This window comes from Streptococcus gingivalis (assembly GCF_035544715.1).
Taxonomy (GTDB): Bacteria; Bacillota; Bacilli; order Lactobacillales; family Streptococcaceae; genus Streptococcus; species Streptococcus gingivalis.
Genome location: NZ_JAYKTO010000001.1, coordinates 1,116,243 through 1,130,698, shown reverse-complemented (window position 1 = coordinate 1,130,698; position 14,456 = coordinate 1,116,243). Strand labels below are relative to the sequence as shown.

Below are 14,456 nucleotides of genomic sequence, written 5' to 3'. Positions count from 1 at the left end.
GATTTGATTTCATTATATCATGAATTGGCCTCTTCCTCCTTTCTTGTGGTATACTAGTTCTATGGAAAATAACGATATCGTATACGGTGTCCACGCAGTCACCGAGGCTTTACAAGCCAATACAGGCAATAAATTATATATTCAAGAAGACCTCCGAGGAAAAAATGTCGACAAGATCAAGGCCTTAGCAGCTGAGAAAAAAGTGTCGATTTCTTGGACACCAAAGAAAACCCTGCAGGAAATGACAGAAGGAGCTGTTCACCAAGGCTTCGTTCTCCGTGTGGCAGCCTTTGCTTACACAGACTTGGCAGCGATTCTGAAACAGACAGCCCAAGAAGAGAACCCACTTTTGTTGATTCTCGATGGCTTAACAGATCCGCACAATCTTGGCTCCATCTTACGGACAGCTGATGCGACCAATGTCTCAGGCGTCATCATTCCTAAGCACCGGGCAGTTGGGGTAACCCCAGTGGTGTCAAAAACTTCTACTGGAGCAGTGGAACACATTCCCATTGCGCGTGTGACCAATCTTAGCCAAACCTTGGACAAGCTAAAGGAAGAGGGCTTCTGGATCTTTGGGACCGACATGAACGGTACGCCATCGCACCAGTGGAATACGGCTGGCAAGTTAGCCTTGATCATTGGCAATGAAGGAAAAGGGATCTCAGCCAACATCAAAAAGCAAGTCGATGAGATGATTACCATTCCCATGAATGGCCATGTGCAAAGTCTCAATGCCAGTGTGGCAGCAGCCATCCTTATGTATGAGGTCTTTCGTAATCGACTATAATTCTAGAAAGGCAATGATATGAAACGAAAAATCTTATTGGTTGACGGCTATAATATGATTGCCTTTTGGCAGGAGACCCGCCAGCTCTTTCAAAAAAGTGAGCTCGATGCAGCCCGCAACATCCTCCTGCAAAAGCTGAGCCACTATGCTAGCTTTGAAGGGATAGAAGTCATCTGTGTCTTTGATGCCCAGTATATGCCAGGAGTGCGGCAGACCTATGAGGAGTTCAATGTTCAGGTGGTCTTTACCGGTGAGGATGAGACGGCAGATGACTATATCGAGCGTTTGGCGGCAGAGCTTAATACGCCCCTCCACCAAGTATCAGTAGCGACTAGTGACTTAAATGAGCAATGGACCGTCTTTGCTCAAGGAGCCCTTCGGGTATCTGCCAGAGAGTTAGAAAAACGGGTCGCAGTTGTCAAAGGAAACCTTAATCAAGCGCAGCGAGTGGTCAACGATCAAAAACCACCCATGCGACCACTCGATCACGAAGTATTGCGACAATTACAAGAAATGATGGGAGACAAGTAATGACATTTGCTATTTTAACCGATTCGACCGCAGATTTAGACCAGAACTGGGCCAAGGAACACCAGGTGACCATTCTTGGCTTGACCATTGAGTTAGATGGGACGGTTTACCAGACAGTTGGCCAAGGTCAATTGACTAGCACTGAACTTTTAGAAGCCATGAAAAATGGGGCCAAACCGACAACCAGTCAGGTCAATGTGGGCCAATTTCAGGAAACCTTTGAACAATTTGCCAAAGAAGGAAAAGATCTGCTTTATGTAGCCTTTTCATCAGTCTTATCTGGGACCTATCAGAGTGCAGTCATGGCACGAGACCTGGTTTTAGAAGACTACCCGGAAGCCGTGATCGAGATTGTCGATCCGAAGGCTGCTGGGATTGGAGAGGGCTACCTGGTCATGCGGGCAGTAGCTGCGCGTGATGCAGGTCGTTCATTAGCAGAAGCCAAAGAAGAAGTCATGGACCTAGCGCCAAAACTGCGGACTTATTTCCTCGTCGATGATCTCTACCACCTCATGCGTGGAGGTCGTCTCTCAAAAAGTGCTGCGATCATGGGAAGTTTGGCCAGCATCAAACCCATTCTCTGGATAGATGAGGAAGGGAAATTAGTTCCTATTAGCAAGGTTCGGGGACGCAAAAAAGCTGTCCGAGAATTACTGGAGCTGATCAAGGCAGACATCGGCGGAAGCACAGCCTTGGTGTCTTATACCAACGATCTAGAAGGAGCAGAGGCACTGAAGCAAGAAATGCTTGCGCTTGAAGGCATCGATGAAGTTCTCGTGATGCCTCTTGGACCGGTTATTTCAGCTCACGTCGGCCCGAATTCCTTGATTGGATTTGTCATTGGAAAAGAAAATCGCAAATAATTTTCCAAATCGGTTGACTTTTATCTTAGAATTTTGATACAATAGTAGGCGGTATTGTTTACCCCATTTGTAAGGCCCCGGAACCTTTCAAATAACTCGCGGACCGGAACATCCGCCCTGTAAACAAAAACGACATTCATATAGGAGAAATCATGAACAAAACTACATTCATGGCTAAACCAGGCCAAGTAGAACGCAAATGGTACGTTGTTGACGCAACTGATGTACCTCTTGGACGCCTTTCAGCAGTTGTTGCTAGCGTGCTTCGCGGAAAAAACAAACCAACATTCACACCTCACACTGATACAGGTGACTTCGTAATCGTTATCAATGCTGAAAAAGTTAAATTGACTGGTAAAAAAGCAACTGATAAGATCTACTACACTCACTCAAACCACCCAGGTGGATTGAAATCAATCTCTGCTGGTGAACTTCGTTCTAAAAATGCAGTACGTTTGATCGAGAAATCAGTTAAAGGTATGCTTCCACACAATACTCTTGGCCGCGCTCAAGGTATGAAATTGAAAGTATTCGTTGGAGCTGAGCACACTCACGCTGCACAACAACCAGAAGTTCTTGATATTTCAGGACTTATCTAAGGAAAGGAACAATAAAGTATGTCACAAGCACAATATGCAGGTACTGGACGTCGTAAAAACGCTGTTGCACGCGTTCGCCTTGTTCCAGGAACTGGTAAAATCACTGTTAACAAAAAAGATGTTGAAGAGTACATCCCACACGCTGACCTTCGTTTGGTCATCAACCAACCATTCGCAGTTACTTCAACTGTAGGTTCATACGACGTTTTCGTTAACGTTGTAGGTGGTGGATACGCTGGTCAAGCAGGAGCTATCCGTCACGGTATCGCTCGTGCCCTTCTTCAAGTAGACCCAGACTTCCGCGATTCATTGAAACGCGCAGGACTTCTTACACGTGACTCACGTAAAGTTGAGCGTAAGAAACCAGGTCTTAAGAAAGCTCGTAAAGCATCACAATTCTCAAAACGTTAATCAATACGATTATATCAACGTTTACAGACATTCAAGAATTATTTCTTGGATGTCTTTTTTGTTTCAAAAAATCAAAGTTCACCCCAAAATTCACCCCATATTCACCCCATCAATTTTTTAAACTACGAAAAGCAATATCACCTACAGTCTGATTGACTTTATCTTTGATATTAACGTAAGTTTTTGTAATCTCTTTATCACTATGAGTAAGAGCTTCTGAGAAGGCTTCAAGAGAAACACCTGCTTGTTTAGCAAGAGTAGCACCAGTATGTCTTAGTTTGTGTGGTGATGCTGGTGCTAATTCGGGATGTCTTCGTCTGACTGATTTCATCTTGATAAAACTTAAAATTTTTCTAATTATAACGAAGCATAGTCAAAAAGCTATGACCTCTATATTCACAAAAAAATCCAGACCAATACTAGTCCAGATTTCTTGTCTATTAAACATTCTTTTCAAAGAATGGAAGAACGGCTGTAACGGATTTGTCAACGCAATTATTTAACTGTGAGAATCCGACGCACATAAATTTTAAATGGTGTCTCAGTCACATTTAAATTTATGAGACGCTTAGACGTTAGGCTTTCAATTTATCAAATTTTGATTTGATGTTTGCCTTGAACTCTTCAAGTTTGGCCTTGCGATCTGCTTTACGTTCAGCCTTCATTTGTGCACGTGCCTGGTTGTAGAGGTCTTCTTGGACTTGCAGAGCTGCTTCGATTTCGGCTACGACGGTTGCTACATCCCAACGCATGATTTGGGTGTCGTACTTGGTGAAGTAAGCATCGATGACTGCTTCGTTGTCTTCTTGCACCAAGGCAACAACGGCTGTTTCACCGTTAGTCAATTTCTGAGAAACAACGTCAATCAAGCCAGCTTCTGCCGTATCAACGGTATCACCAGCAGCCAAACCATAGAGGCTACCCATACCATAACCAAACAAGACGCCGATAGGACCACCCAAAAGCCCGATAACTGCACCGAGCAAGCCACCTTTTAGGGCTGCATCCGTCGTTGAATCTTCAAAGTCATAGCGTTCTTTTTCAACGATATGACCGTTTTCATTTTTGACCAAGGCGATTTGAGCAACCTTGGTCGTCTGAGTTTGGCGGAAAGCCTTCAAATCCGCAAAGGACTGATAAGCTTCGCTTTCAGTGTTAAAGATTGAAACTACTAGGTTTTCCATAGTTAGTACCTCTTTTCTAAAAATTACACATACATTATAACACAGTTTCAATTACTTTTCAATCATTTTAGTGCGACATTTTATTTGATATGTCGCGTTTATCAGCGTTAAAGAACAGTTTCAGGCAGCGGTATATCTTTGCCATATCCCAGCCCAGACACTCTGGAGACTCTGAGTGACTATCAAGAAAGGCGTCCAGCAACATCTTAAAGCCTCCCGTGCAAAAAGTAAATAAATAGTGTTTTTCCTGTATGCCTGTCACACGGCTAAAAGACCGCTTGACCAAATCTTCCAGAAAATTATAGCAGATATTATGTACCAGCTCTGTGTAGCGAGTCTGATGAGCGTGCCGAATCACATCGACACTTTTATAGAATCTGCCAACTGTTTCCTTATGGTCGAATCCTTGAAAGAAGTCGCTTTATTCGTCGGTCAAGACAATTAATTTGGCTGGTGCAACTGATTCGCCAAGCTATGAACAAGCAATTATTACCTTTTGAAAGCAAAAATGGCAATTATGAAGGTGAAGCTACTCAGGTCTTAGTTCTTCTATCCAATTACTATGCAGACAAAAAACTATTTGATGAAAATACAGATGAATATGGAAATATCTTGATTTTAAAGGATTCATCCATCATTTCTAAATTATCGGCTATCCCAGATTTATTAAAAAGGGGATCTAGTAGGTAACAATAATATCGAATATATCAAAGTACGCAATATTAGGATTTCTTCAGAGGTTGAGTTAGAGTCAGATGTTGATGGGGATAAGTCGGATAATCTGCCAATAGATATAAAAATACTAGAAAACAGGCTTGAAAAAGGCTCGTAAAGCTAGCCAGTTCTCTAAACGTTAATTCGTTGCTGGACAGCAGAATACAAACGAAAACACTTTGCATCTTGCAAGGTGTTTTTTTCTATGAGAACTGGCGGTGCGCAATTAGGATAGCTCTAGCGACTTTAGTCGCATAGAGATATGCTATGCACAGTTGCCTCAAGAAAACAATGCTTCTTGGTCCACCCTGTTAGACAAGCTTCAAAACCAAGGAATCCAACAGATTTCTCTTGTAGTTACAGATGGCTTTAAGGGGCTTGAGCAGATTATCAGTCAGGCTCACCCATTAGCTAAACAACAATGTTGCTTAATTCATATTAGTCGAAATCTAGCTAGTAAAGTGAAACGAGCAGATAGAGCGGTTATTCTGGGGCAATTTATAATGATTTATCGTGCTGAAAATTTAGAAATGGCAGGACAAGCTTTAGAGGACTTTCTCGCCGAATGGAAACCAAAGTATAGGAAAGTCATGGAAAGTCTGGAGAAGACGGATAATCTTTTAACTTTTTATCAGTTTCCCTACCAGATTTGGCACAGCATGTATTCGACAAACCTCATTGAGTCTCTTAACAAAGAAATCAAACATCAAACGAAAAAGAAGGTTCTTTTTCCTAATGAGGAGGCTCTGGAACGTTACTTAGTTACGTTGTTTGAAGATTATAATTTCAAGCAAAGTCAACGAATCCATAAAGGGTTTGGTCAATGTTCTGATACACTTGAAAGCTTATTTAATTAACACTCCGTAACTCTACTTAAGTGTTTACACATAATTATTTACAGTATCAAAAAATAAAGTATATTGTTTTCATCATAATATAATTAAATATCAGTATAGAGAATTTTATCTATATATCAGATATCAGCAATTGCTTTTGCTGTCATTTTTCGCTACAATAGTTACAAGGAGGAAATAAACATGTTAAAAGAAGTATTAAACGTCGCAAAAGTTGCGAAAAAATCATCTCTCTTCTTAGGAGGGGTAGCATTTGGGACGCTTGGCTTGAAAGTCTTAGCAAGTAAAGAAGCTAAGAAAGGCTATTCTAAGGCCTTGGCTAAAGCTTACAAATTGAAAGATGGACTGGATGCATCTGTTTCTGTTGTAAAACAACACGGTGATGATGTTTTACAAGACGCTAAATATTTATACGAACAGGAAAAGAAAGAAGAACAATTAGATAGCCTGACAGGTGAATAATATGTCTTTTAAAGTGCTACACAGAGGATATCAACATATCCGATTATCGTCCTCGTTTTCACTGACCTTGGATATTCAAGATTATCTTCGTTCCTTGGCTAAAGATGAAAAAGGGATCGACTCTATTCAGTTTTATATGGATCAGCAGCACTTTACTCTACGTATGAAAGAAGGCTTCTCTGTATTAGAAAATGCAGAGGCCTTTTTAAAAAAAATTGACAAGGGGAAAGTTTCGGACTTGATGACTCTTCCCATTCGTAGAGAAGAGAGTGCTTATTCAATTGTATCGGGTGCAGCGATTAAGCGTTTGCTGTTTCGAAGTTTTGTACCCTACCCTATTCGTTATATTTGGACTTGTTATCAGGCTTTGGGTTATGTCAAAGAAGCCTATCAAACTTTAGCGCGCAAGGAACTAACCATGGAGGTCTTGGACTGTTCGGCCATTTTGTTGTCCTTGTTTATGAACCAATCCAAGACAGCTAGCAACATCATGTTTATGCTTGATTTGGGTAATCATCTGGATCAGTGGTCTTTAAAAAAAACAGCAACAGATTTGGAACAAAGCCTTCTTGCTAAAGAAAGTGATGTTTTCTTAGTGCGGGGAGACATGGTCATCAGCATCAAGAGTTCTGATGTTCAAGTAGGTGATGTATTAGTTGTCTCCCAAGGTAATGAAATCTTGTTTGACGGCCAAGTGGTTTCAGGATTAGGCATGGTCAATGAGAGTTCCTTGACTGGAGAGAGCTTCCCTGTTGAAAAGAAAGAGGGAGATTCTGTATGTGCGAATACTGTTTTGGAAACAGGAGAGTTAAGAATTCGTGTGACTGATAATCAGATAAACAGTCGTATTTTGCAACTCATCAATCTGATGAAAAAATCTGAAGAGAGTAAGAAGACAAAACAACGTCATTTTATTAGGATGGCAGACAAGGTTGTAAAATATAACTTCTTAGGTGCTGGTTTGACTTATCTGTTAACAGGTTCGTTTTCAAAAGCCATTTCCTTTTTATTGGTGGATTTTTCATGTGCTCTAAAAATATCCACACCTGTAGCCTACCTTACGGCCATAAAGGAAGGTCTAAATCGAGAAATGGTTATTAAAGATGGTGATGTATTAGAAAAATATCTGGAAGTGGATACTTTCTTGTTTGATAAAACGGGTACCATCACGACGAGTTATCCTTTGGTTGAAAAGGTTCTTCCTTTCGGAGATTATACTGAGAAAGATATTTTAAGAATAAGTGCATGTTTGGAGGAACATATCTATCATCCTATTGCCAATGCAATTGTTAAACAAGCTGAAATTGAAGGCATTGAACACGAAGAAATGCATGGCAAGCTTCAGTATGTTGCAAGCAAAGGGATTAAATCGCAAATTGATGGTCAATCGGTTGTCATTGGAAATTATGTACTAATGCAAGACGAACAGGTAAGAATTAGTTCTGAGCAGCTGGCCTTGATTGAGCAATATAAGACTCATTACAATTTATTGTTTTTGGCTTATAAGAAAGAATTAATTGGGATGTTTTGTATCCACACTCCCTTGAGAAGCGAGGCGAAAGTTGCATTGAAAAAGCTAAAGCGCCAAGGGAAAAAACTGATTCTGGCAACTGGTGATACGTTGGCTAGAACAGAAGAGTTGGTTAAAGATCTGCCATTTGACAACGTTTATACTGATTTAAAACCAGATGGTAAGTTTCAGTTGGTTCAGGAATTACAGAAAGCTGGCCGAACTATTTTGATGGTTGGAGACGGGTTAAACGACTCTGCTGCCTTGACGCTTGCAGATATTGGGGTTGTGATGAATGAAAGTGCTGATATTTCTAAGCAGATGAGTGATATTTTATTATTAGATAATCGTTTAGATTTCTTCGAGGAATTGAATTCTTTATCTGAATCGTTGCAGAAATTAATTCAAAGAAATATTCAAGAAACAGTTGTAATAAATGGAAGTTTAATTGGATTTGGGTTGTTAAATTGGTTAAGCCCATCTAATCTTTCGATATTGCACAATCTGACTACTTTAAGAATCGTCCTTCGTAGTCTTTCTATTAAAAGTAGGTAAGAGACCGAGAAGCTGAGGTTATAAAAACTAAAAGGAGTTGTCTCATTTGAGAATAACGGCTCTTTGTCAACTGTAGTGGGTTGGTGGAAAATTATACCCTGGAGAGGACCAAATTGGTTCTCTCCTTTTAAATATTGAAAAAACCATTGGCAGTGGACATACTTTAAGACTATATATTTCTGAAACTAGTTTCACAATACAAATATTGACATGCAATTATTAATTGGTGGATTTTAAGTTGACATCTACAAAGGTTAATGTTAGAATACATTCAAAAATATATTTGAATGAGGTGTTTTATGATTCAAAATATTGTTACTTCAATAATCCTGTATTCTGGGACAGCCGTAGACTTACTTATTATCCTAATGTTATTTTTTGCCAAAAGAAAAAGCAGAAAGGACATCATTAACATCTATTTAGGACAATTTCTAGGCTCTGTTAGTCTAATATTCCTAAGTTTGCTTTTTGCATTTGTCTTAAATTATATTCCTAGTAAAGAGATTTTAGGTTTACTCGGTTTGATTCCAATTTTCCTAGGCCTCAAAGTTTTGCTTTTAGGAGATTCTGATGGAGAAGCTATTGCAAAAGATGGTTTGCGAAAAGACAATAAAAACTTGATTTTTCTAGTCGCTATGATTACTTTTGCAAGTTGTGGCGCTGACAATATTGGTGTTTTTGTCCCATATTTTACCACCTTAAATTTAGCGAATTTGATAGTGACTTTACTTACTTTTCTAGTCATGATTTATCTCTTGGTTTTTTCTGCCCAAAAATTAGCACAAGTCCCTTCTGTTGGAGAAACTTTGGAAAAATATAGCAGATGGTTTATTGCCGTTGTCTATTTAGGATTGGGGATGTATATCCTGATTGAAAACAACAGCTTTGACATGCTATGGGCTGTGTTAGGCTAGGAGAAAAAATTATGAAAAAAGATAGTATCTGTCAAGTGGATGTTATTAATCAACAAAATGTTACAACCGCAACGAACTACCTTGAAAAGGAAAAAGTCCAAAAATCACTTCGCATTTTATCAAAATTTACCGATAATAAACAGATAAATATCATCTTTTATCTCCTTGCTGTTGAAGAACTCTGTGTCTGTGATATAGCCTGTTTACTAAATCTCAGTATGGCATCTGCCTCCCACCATCTTCGTAAACTAGCCAATCAAAACATCTTGGACACTAGAAGAGAGGGGAAAATTATATATTATTTTATAAAAGATGAGGAAATCAAAGACTTTTTTAATCAACTAGGATAACAACTATTTTTACTACTTTATCATGATTATATATAGGACTTATCTATGAAATTTTTTGATGAAAATTACTCACAAGAAAGACTACTCGTAGCAATGGATGAATATTTCTAAAGTTAAATAGAATATGACAGATACATGCTTTTTAGTGTATCTTGTTTGTACTCAAAATATGAAGTGACTATCCAATATTTAAGATTAATAAATATTATACGATGAGATAGAATACTACAAAATGAAAGGCAATGTAATCCGATGAAGAAAGATAGATTAATTGCATTGACAGATGCTGTTCTAGCAATTATTATGACCATTTTGATTTTAGAGTTAGAAAAACCAACGACACCAAGTCTTCAAGCTTTTTGGGATTTACGGCAAAATTTCTTTGCTTATTTTCTTTCCTTTTTCTGGTTGGGATCGTTATGGATGGCACTAAATACATTGTGGGAAAAGGTTGAGAAAATTTCCCCACAAATTGTTTGGTGGAATTTGTATCTTTTATTTTTTGTTTCATTTATGCCCTATGCTACTGGAATAGTTAGTAGTCATTTCATGAATCATACGGCACAGCTCTTTTATGGACTGATCGTTATTGTTTCAACGGTAGCAAACTGGTTTTTACATAAAGTAATTGATAAACCCAATATAGATCAGAAAGAATTACTTGAAGCTACCGCACAATATAGGAAGTTATTGATACCTGACCTAATAATTAAAGGAGTGGGATTGATTCTGTCCTTAATTCTCTATCCTCCGATTATGATGTATAGTGTTTTAATTGCGGCATTTTACATCATAACTTTAAAAACACTATCCGAAAAAAGAGTGAATAACTAAAAAACGGTGACCAAAGTTAGGTGTATTATTTTAATGCTTAGAGACCTAAACTATTCCCTATTTTAAAAATATTGATTCAGATTTTATGAAATTAAAAAGTAGATATTGTTCAGAAAATCCTTGATATTACGCTGTTTTTAGTCCAACTGAAATCCATACTTTCCAAACCAGGCTTGAAAAAAGCTCGTAAAGCATCACAATTTAGTAAACGTTAAAACTTATTTAAACTTATTGAAAGCATTTCGTATCAAAAATACGGGATGCTTTTTCTGTTCACCCCAAATTTTTGTAACTAGGTGATACTTGAAATTAATACAAATTTGGTTGTTTTTGATAAATCTAAGCAACACTAAATGATGAAGTGAAAGGGGATGAATCTTTGATAGTATTCATTTATTGTGAAATATGATATATTTATTAATTAGATGGATGAATACTTCTAGAGTTAAATATAGCATAATAGGGACAGACTTTTTGGTTTATTTTTGTTTGTAGTCGGATTATGAAAGAATATCCAATATTATGCGATAAGATAGAATGTTACAAAAAAGAAAGGGGATGCAATCCGATGAAGAAAGACAGATTAATTGTATTGACAGATGCTGTTCTAGCAATTATTATGACCATCTTGATTTTAGAGTTAGAAAAACCAACAACACCAAGTCTTGAAGCTTTTTGGGATTTACGGCAAAATTTCTTTGCTTGTTTTCTTTCCTTTTTCTGGTTGGGATCGTTATGGATGGCACTAAACACATTATGGGAAAAGGTTGAGAAAATTTCCTCAGAAATTATTTGGTGGAATTTGTTTCTACTCTTGGAGCGGCAGGAGTTCTCTTTGGAGAATTTCATGCCATCCAAGATACCAGTCTGAATGATGTGGTGGACCGGATCTATATAAATGTCAAGGATTTACCGTTTCAGTCCTTGGGAGCTTTAGCTAATATCCTGTCTGATGTTAAGAAGGGACTGATTCAAGACAGTCATATCTGGTCTTTCTTCCAGTCATTTTTCAAACAATATCAGTTGATAATCAGCTTAAATCAGATCTATCAGTTTGTCTATCTTTCTCTGATGGAGATCATGTCCTATCTTCACTTTGATTATTGGAAAAAACGGCTCGGTCAGGAGCTAGTATGAATAAGGAGAACAAATGAGACGTTTAAAAATGTTATGGCATATTATACAGGTTACGGGTTTTACTCGGTTTGCTCTGAGTTTTGTGACCTTTGTTTTTGGGTCAGGAGGCGTGCTTTTCCTAGTTGAACCTGCTATCACAAATTACGGAGACGGTCTTTGGTATGCTTTTGTGACTTCGACGACTGTCGGCTACGGGGATCTCCTAGCTGTGACCTTGATTGGAAGGATTACCAGTGTCTTCTTGACGATTTATGGGCTCATATTTTTTGGCTGTTTATCAGCTGTTATTATTAATTATTATACCGATTTAAATAAGGAAAGAGGAGAGGACAAATGACTGCCAATTATTCAACACGGGAATACCGTGAGAAATTATACGATGACCTTCATGTTCGATTGAGAGATACAGCGATTTTGATGTGTGCAATTTTTATTGCCTCTATCGGTCTAAATATGAATTCAACAGCTGTTATTATTGGAGCCATGTTAATTTCACCTCTCATGACACCGATTGTTGGACTGGGATTCGGTTTTAGCTATTTTTGATACGCGTTTAATCAAGCAATCTCTAGAGGTTTTATTGACTCAAGTGTTGGTCAGTTTGCTTGTCTCGACTCTGTATTTCTGGATTTCTCCCTTGTCTTATGCAAGTAGCGAGTTGATCGCACGAACCTCTCCAACCATTTGGGATGTTCTCATTGCTATTGCTGGTGGGATTGCTGGTGTGATCGGTTCAAGGAAAAAAGAAGCAAACAATATCGTGCCAGGAGTAGCCATTGCTACAGCTTTGATGCCGCCTATCTGTACTGCTGGCTATGGTTTAGCTAATGGGAATGTACGATTTTTATTGGGGGCTCTCTATCTTTTCTTGATCAACTGTGTCTTTATCATGCTAGCCAACATTGTTGGAACAAGAATTTTGATGAGAAAATCTCCTTTAACTTCATTTAAAGAGCTGAGCATTAAAATGAGAATTGGCTTGATTTCTTTGATTGTATTGTTGATTCTTCCAGCTAGCTATTCGGCAGTTACTCTGACAATAGAACAAGCGCGCAAAGAAGGGATCAAACAGTTTGTAGGAAAAGAGTTCGCCAATTATACGGTTATTAATCAAGTCTACAAGTCAAGTAACAATGAATTGGTCTTGACGGTTGTTGGAGATCCGATTTCAGAAGAAGAATTAGAAACACTCCACCAAAAACAAGCCTCTTACGGTATTCAATCTGTTCAATTGAAAGTGAATCAAGTTCAGAACTCGCCAACATTAGATAGTGAAGCGACCAAGGAATTTTATGAAAACATTGACAAGTATATTGATCAAAAACTCTCTGAAAAAGATTCACAAAACGATCTCGTAAAAGAAAATGAAGCAGACAAGGATTGAGGACAATGAACTGAATCGGTTTTTACGCCGTGTTTTTCTTGTATCTTCCTCTTTCTTACTTATAGCAGGTTGTTTTTGCTTGAATAAGAAATAAATTAGAAGTTCTATCATCTAAGAAAAATGATGAAAAAAATCATTTAACTAATGGTGTGAACGTTTAGTGTTTATCAGCTCCATTCTCTGTAATTTTGGGAGTAAAATCCACACCATTTAGATAAAATTAGTTGAATTTGATTGGAAAAACGCTTTTATAAAAGCGGAGAAAAGTCTTGATATTACGCTGTTTTTAGTCCAACTGAAATTCATACTTTCCAAACCAGGTCTTAAGAAAGCTCGTAAAGCTTCACAATTTAGTAAACGTTAATTCGAAAGAATTACAATATTTACAAAGAACACCTTTCGAGGTGTTCTTTTTATGTTTTCATACTAAATTGTGGCAGTTGACGTAGTTGTTGTGGCTTTAGCCACTTACAAATACGGCTGCAATTCGACGAAGTCAATTGCCTCTAAACGTTAATTCGTTGCTGGAAAGCAGAATACAAACGAAAACACTTTGCATCTTGCAAGGTGTTTTTTGTATGAGAACTAGCGGTGCGCAATTAGGATAGCTCTAGCGACTTTAGTCGCGTAGAGATATGCTATGCACAGTTGCCCCAAGAAAACAAGCGAAGCGATATTTGAATGGATAGCAACCACTGCACGCAAAATGTTAATTCGAAAGAATTACTATACTTACAATGAGCACCCTTCGGGGTGTTTTTTTTGTATAACTGAATTTGAAGCAAATAAAAACCACCCTATCTTCCACGGTCAAACATGACTGTAGAAAATAGAGTGGGTCTAGGATGTTAAAGACTATTTGTCGTCTTTATGAAAGATATTTTTAACGCCCTTGATAGCTCCTTCAACAGCTTCTTTTGCATCTTCAGCAACTTCTTTTGCTTTTGAAGCAACTTTTTCAGCAGTGCCTTCAGCTTCTGTTTTTGTATCGCCGGTTAATTTACCAAGGCCTTCTTTAACAGAACCTTTTGCTTGGTTCAATTTTTCTTCTAATGACATAGCGTCACCTCCATGAAGTTAGTAGTTTTTTCTCTGAATGCAATACTGTTGATTTAAAAAAATAAAAAATATTTGTCTCAGATTAGAATGAGTATATTCTTTTTAAAATAGAAAGTCAAATTTTTGCTACGGCTAAAAAACAGGATCGCTTTCCGGTCACGAATAATGACCGACTAATAAGTCACGATATTTCGTTTTTCCAGCAAAGATTTGAAACGAAAGAAGCAAAAAACTTTTTCTGTCTCCAATGAAATAAATGGTATAATAATCGTGAATGGAAACATCGTAACGCTGTTTTTTGAAAA

Annotated in this window: 16 protein-coding genes and 4 pseudogenes; 17 read left to right on the top strand and 3 right to left on the bottom strand. The window is 38.0% G+C overall.

Annotated features, from left to right (window positions below; translation table 11 throughout):
* The first annotated feature begins 61 nt into the window (after positions 1 to 61).
* From rlmB to rpsI, 5 genes are all read left to right on the top strand, one after another.
* Entirely contained in the window at positions 62 to 790 is a 729-nt protein-coding gene (rlmB, locus tag SM122_RS05615; protein ID WP_003010074.1) for a 23S rRNA (guanosine(2251)-2'-O)-methyltransferase RlmB, read from the top strand.
* Between the two features lie 18 nt (positions 791 to 808).
* Positions 809 to 1,321, top strand: a complete 513-nt coding sequence (locus tag SM122_RS05610) for an NYN domain-containing protein (protein WP_003004212.1) — start codon at positions 809 to 811, stop codon at positions 1,319 to 1,321.
* Positions 1,321 to 2,184, top strand: coding sequence for a DegV family protein (locus tag SM122_RS05605; protein WP_195189884.1), 864 nt, complete (start codon positions 1,321 to 1,323; stop codon positions 2,182 to 2,184). Before SM122_RS05610 ends, SM122_RS05605 begins: the two co-directional genes overlap by 1 nt.
* A gap of 152 nt (positions 2,185 to 2,336) precedes the next feature.
* The gene (gene rplM / locus SM122_RS05600; protein WP_002876943.1) at positions 2,337 to 2,783 is read left to right on the top strand and encodes a 50S ribosomal protein L13; all 447 of its coding nucleotides are present in this window, start codon (positions 2,337 to 2,339) and stop codon (positions 2,781 to 2,783) included.
* 18 nt (positions 2,784 to 2,801) lie between these two features.
* Positions 2,802 to 3,194, top strand: a complete 393-nt coding sequence (rpsI, locus tag SM122_RS05595; protein WP_000075969.1) for a 30S ribosomal protein S9 — start codon at positions 2,802 to 2,804, stop codon at positions 3,192 to 3,194.
* Between the two features lie 109 nt (positions 3,195 to 3,303).
* On the opposite strand, the gene SM122_RS05590 is transcribed toward rpsI, so the two are convergent.
* Positions 3,304 to 3,525, bottom strand: a complete 222-nt coding sequence (locus SM122_RS05590; RefSeq protein ID WP_002893762.1) for a tyrosine-type recombinase/integrase — start codon at positions 3,523 to 3,525, stop codon at positions 3,304 to 3,306.
* A 244-nt stretch (positions 3,526 to 3,769) separates the two neighbouring features.
* Complete coding sequence (locus SM122_RS05585; protein ID WP_155173294.1) at positions 3,770 to 4,378, bottom strand: DUF1269 domain-containing protein; 609 nt, start codon at positions 4,376 to 4,378, stop codon at positions 3,770 to 3,772.
* A gap of 351 nt (positions 4,379 to 4,729) precedes the next feature.
* On the opposite strand from SM122_RS05585, the pseudogene SM122_RS05580 reads away from it, so the two are divergent.
* The 12 genes and pseudogenes from SM122_RS05580 to SM122_RS05525 all read left to right on the top strand — a co-directional run.
* Positions 4,730 to 4,873, top strand: a pseudogene (locus SM122_RS05580) (IS982 family transposase); the annotation flags it as partial.
* A 3-nt stretch (positions 4,874 to 4,876) separates the two neighbouring features.
* Positions 4,877 to 5,210, top strand: a pseudogene (locus tag SM122_RS05575) (diacylglycerol/lipid kinase family protein); the annotation flags it as partial.
* A 148-nt stretch (positions 5,211 to 5,358) separates the two neighbouring features.
* Positions 5,359 to 5,949: pseudogene (locus SM122_RS05570) on the top strand (IS256 family transposase); the annotation flags it as partial.
* A 180-nt stretch (positions 5,950 to 6,129) separates the two neighbouring features.
* Positions 6,130 to 6,408 carry a DUF6110 family protein gene (locus tag SM122_RS05565; RefSeq protein WP_002893755.1) on the top strand — a complete coding sequence of 93 codons (279 nt, stop codon included), beginning with the start codon at positions 6,130 to 6,132 and terminating at the stop codon, positions 6,406 to 6,408.
* 1 nt (position 6,409) lies between these two features.
* Positions 6,410 to 8,473 (top strand): heavy metal translocating P-type ATPase, encoded by a 2,064-nt coding sequence (locus tag SM122_RS05560; RefSeq protein WP_002893754.1) that lies wholly within the window; start codon positions 6,410 to 6,412, stop codon positions 8,471 to 8,473.
* Positions 8,474 to 8,772: 299 nt separating this feature from the next.
* The gene (locus SM122_RS05555; protein ID WP_002911684.1) at positions 8,773 to 9,387 is read left to right on the top strand and encodes a CadD family cadmium resistance transporter; all 615 of its coding nucleotides are present in this window, start codon (positions 8,773 to 8,775) and stop codon (positions 9,385 to 9,387) included.
* A gap of 11 nt (positions 9,388 to 9,398) precedes the next feature.
* Positions 9,399 to 9,737, top strand: a complete 339-nt coding sequence (gene cadX, locus SM122_RS05550; protein ID WP_002889640.1) for a Cd(II)/Zn(II)-sensing metalloregulatory transcriptional regulator CadX — start codon at positions 9,399 to 9,401, stop codon at positions 9,735 to 9,737.
* Between the two features lie 252 nt (positions 9,738 to 9,989).
* Complete coding sequence (locus SM122_RS05545; RefSeq protein WP_002908714.1) at positions 9,990 to 10,571, top strand: TMEM175 family protein; 582 nt, start codon at positions 9,990 to 9,992, stop codon at positions 10,569 to 10,571.
* A 568-nt stretch (positions 10,572 to 11,139) separates the two neighbouring features.
* Entirely contained in the window at positions 11,140 to 11,442 is a 303-nt protein-coding gene (locus SM122_RS05540; protein WP_004240734.1) for a TMEM175 family protein, read from the top strand.
* Positions 11,367 to 11,708, top strand: a complete 342-nt coding sequence (locus SM122_RS05535; RefSeq protein ID WP_000397556.1) for a hypothetical protein — start codon at positions 11,367 to 11,369, stop codon at positions 11,706 to 11,708. The genes SM122_RS05540 and SM122_RS05535 overlap by 76 nt, the downstream gene beginning before the upstream one ends.
* A 13-nt stretch (positions 11,709 to 11,721) precedes the next feature.
* Positions 11,722 to 12,045 carry a potassium channel family protein gene (locus SM122_RS05530; RefSeq protein ID WP_001253404.1) on the top strand — a complete coding sequence of 108 codons (324 nt, stop codon included), beginning with the start codon at positions 11,722 to 11,724 and terminating at the stop codon, positions 12,043 to 12,045.
* Positions 12,042 to 13,092, top strand: a pseudogene (locus SM122_RS05525) (DUF389 domain-containing protein). The gene SM122_RS05530 and the pseudogene SM122_RS05525 overlap by 4 nt, the downstream one beginning before the upstream one ends.
* Positions 13,093 to 13,947: 855 nt before the next feature.
* Here SM122_RS05525 and SM122_RS05520 read toward each other — a convergent pair.
* The gene (locus tag SM122_RS05520) at positions 13,948 to 14,151 is read right to left on the bottom strand and encodes a CsbD family protein (protein WP_049471982.1); all 204 of its coding nucleotides are present in this window, start codon (positions 14,149 to 14,151) and stop codon (positions 13,948 to 13,950) included.
* Positions 14,152 to 14,456: the final 305 nt, after the last annotated feature.

What these genes read in the sequence shown, in the direction of transcription:
- rlmB (WP_003010074.1), top strand. Translation starts at nt 62, where the DNA reads ATGGAAAATAACGATATCGTATACGGTGTCCACGCAGTCACCGAGGCT.
- SM122_RS05610 (WP_003004212.1), top strand. Translation starts at nt 809, where the DNA reads ATGAAACGAAAAATCTTATTGGTTGACGGCTATAATATGATTGCCTTT.
- SM122_RS05605 (WP_195189884.1), top strand. Translation starts at nt 1,321, where the DNA reads ATGACATTTGCTATTTTAACCGATTCGACCGCAGATTTAGACCAGAAC.
- rplM (WP_002876943.1), top strand. Translation starts at nt 2,337, where the DNA reads ATGAACAAAACTACATTCATGGCTAAACCAGGCCAAGTAGAACGCAAA.
- rpsI (WP_000075969.1), top strand. Translation starts at nt 2,802, where the DNA reads ATGTCACAAGCACAATATGCAGGTACTGGACGTCGTAAAAACGCTGTT.
- SM122_RS05590 (WP_002893762.1), bottom strand. Translation starts at nt 3,525, where the DNA reads ATGAAATCAGTCAGACGAAGACATCCCGAATTAGCACCAGCATCACCA.
- SM122_RS05585 (WP_155173294.1), bottom strand. Translation starts at nt 4,378, where the DNA reads ATGGAAAACCTAGTAGTTTCAATCTTTAACACTGAAAGCGAAGCTTAT.
- SM122_RS05565 (WP_002893755.1), top strand. Translation starts at nt 6,130, where the DNA reads ATGTTAAAAGAAGTATTAAACGTCGCAAAAGTTGCGAAAAAATCATCT.
- SM122_RS05560 (WP_002893754.1), top strand. Translation starts at nt 6,410, where the DNA reads ATGTCTTTTAAAGTGCTACACAGAGGATATCAACATATCCGATTATCG.
- SM122_RS05555 (WP_002911684.1), top strand. Translation starts at nt 8,773, where the DNA reads ATGATTCAAAATATTGTTACTTCAATAATCCTGTATTCTGGGACAGCC.
- cadX (WP_002889640.1), top strand. Translation starts at nt 9,399, where the DNA reads ATGAAAAAAGATAGTATCTGTCAAGTGGATGTTATTAATCAACAAAAT.
- SM122_RS05545 (WP_002908714.1), top strand. Translation starts at nt 9,990, where the DNA reads ATGAAGAAAGATAGATTAATTGCATTGACAGATGCTGTTCTAGCAATT.
- SM122_RS05540 (WP_004240734.1), top strand. Translation starts at nt 11,140, where the DNA reads ATGAAGAAAGACAGATTAATTGTATTGACAGATGCTGTTCTAGCAATT.
- SM122_RS05530 (WP_001253404.1), top strand. Translation starts at nt 11,722, where the DNA reads ATGAGACGTTTAAAAATGTTATGGCATATTATACAGGTTACGGGTTTT.
- SM122_RS05520 (WP_049471982.1), bottom strand. Translation starts at nt 14,151, where the DNA reads ATGTCATTAGAAGAAAAATTGAACCAAGCAAAAGGTTCTGTTAAAGAA.